The sequence below is a fragment of the Amycolatopsis sp. NPDC004368 genome (genome assembly GCF_053602515.1).
Genome location: NZ_JBSGDT010000088.1, coordinates 1 through 1,990, shown reverse-complemented (window position 1 = coordinate 1,990; position 1,990 = coordinate 1). Strand labels below are relative to the sequence as shown.

General features: G+C 66.4%; 1 protein-coding gene and 1 pseudogene. Both read left to right on the top strand.

Going from position 1 to position 1,990, the window contains the following annotated elements; genetic code table 11:
• Positions 1-1,380: asparagine synthase (glutamine-hydrolyzing) (gene asnB / locus ACWEOE_RS42095; protein ID WP_452019449.1), on the top strand; the 1,380-nt coding region annotated here is incomplete at its 5' end.
• 193 nt (positions 1,381-1,573) lie between these two features.
• Positions 1,574-1,807 (top strand): annotated as a pseudogene (locus ACWEOE_RS42090) (hypothetical protein); the annotation flags it as partial.
• Between the last annotated feature and the right edge of the window lie 183 nt (positions 1,808-1,990).

Below are 1,990 nucleotides of genomic sequence, written 5' to 3'. Positions count from 1 at the left end.
ACCCGCGACGGCGTGCTGTTCGGCTCAGAGCCCAAGGCGATCCTGGCCAACCCGCTCACGCCCCGCACCGTGGACACCGACGGGCTGCGCGAGCTGATGGCGTTCACCAAGCGGCCCGGGTGGTCGCTGTGGAAGGGCATGAGCGAGGTCGAGCCGGGTTCGATCGTCACGGTGTCGAAGGACGGCGTCCGCACCCGCACGTACTGGAAGCTCGACGCGAAGCAGCACACGGACGACCAGGAGACCACCGTCGCCCGCGTGCGCGAGCTGATGACCGACATCGTCCACCGGCAGCTCGTGGCCGACGTGCCGCGCTGCGTGCTGCTCTCCGGCGGGCTCGACTCCAGCGCCGTCACCGGGCTCGCGGCCGCGCGGCTGGCCGAGCAGGGTGAGCAGCTGCGCACGTTCTCGGTCGACTTCGCCGGCCAGGAGGAAAACTTCAAGCCGGACGAGATGCGCGACACCCCGGACTCGCCCTACATCCGCGACGTCGCGAAGCTCGTCGGCTCGGCACACCAGGACGTGGTGCTCAACCCGGCCGAGCTGAGCGACCCCGAGGTGCGCCGCAACGTGCTGCGGGCGCGTGACATCCCGGCCGGCCTGGGCGACATGGACACGTCGCTGTACCTGCTGTTCAAGGCGATCCGCGGGGAGTCCACCGTGGCGCTGTCAGGGGAGTCGGCCGACGAGGTGTTCGGCGGCTACCGCTGGTTCCACGACGAGACGGTGAAGGCGGACACGTTCCCGTGGCTGGCGTTCCGCTCGGGCCTGATGTCGAACCGGGAAGCGTTGCTGCGCCCCGAAGTCGCTGCACAGCTGAGCCTCGGCGACTACGTGGCTGACCAGTACCGCACGGCCGTGGCGAAGGTCGAGCACCTCGACGGCGAGTCGGAGCAGGAGGCGCGGATGCGCACCATCTGCAACCTCCACCTGAGCCGGTTCGTGCGGATGCTGCTCGACCGCAAGGATCGCGCATCGATGGCCGTGGGCCTCGAGGTGCGCGTCCCGTTCTGCGACCACCGGCTCGTGGAGTACGTCTACAACACCCCGTGGTCGCTCAAGACGTTCGACGGCCGCGAGAAGAGCCTCCTGCGCCACGCCACCAAGCACGTGCTGCCGGACTCGGTGCGCGACCGGGTGAAGAGCCCATACCCGTCCACTCAGGACCCCGGATACGCCACCGCGTTGCAGCAGCAGGTGAAGGAAGTGCTGGCCGAGCGCGACAACCCGGTGTTCCAGCTGGTGGACCGGGAGTGGCTGACCGGCGTGTCCGAAGTGGACCCGGGCGGGATCGAGATGACGCAGCGGGTGGCGATGGACCGGGTGCTGGACCTCTACCACTGGTTCGACATGTATTCGCCGGAGCTTCAGCTGGACTAGCTGTTGCGGGTCATGACGTTGGTGTCGGCTGAGAGGGCTTGAGACGAGGGACGGGTCTTTCGGCGGCAGGATGGAAGTGCGACCAACACATCCGCCGAGAGAAAGACCCGTCCGTGCATCACCGTAACTCCCCGCTGTCCGTGGAGGGCCGTCACCGACTCGTGCAGCGTTGCCCGACTCGTCCCATCGCGCACGAATCCTGGCCGAAGAGTTCCTCTACGCCCGCGCCTGGACCAGCGAACACCAACGAACGACCGGCTCAGCAATCTGGAACGAGCACCACAACTACCATCGACCACACACCACCGCCGGAGACCAGCCACCAGCATCCCGACTCCACACCGGCATCACCAACGTCTTGGCCTCATACAACCAGCTGCCCGTTCGCCCCTCGAATGGGGAGACCCTGCTCACATCGCGTAGTTGATCTCTGACGCACCGTACATTTCGGACGGTCGCTGATGCTACAACCATAACAAGGGGTTTATCGAAAATATTTCACGAGAGGCTCTTCGGATGTGCGGAATCGCGGGCTGGGTTTCCTACGACTCTGACCTGTCGCAACGGCAGGAAGTCGTCGACGCCATGACCGAGACGATGGCCTGCCGCG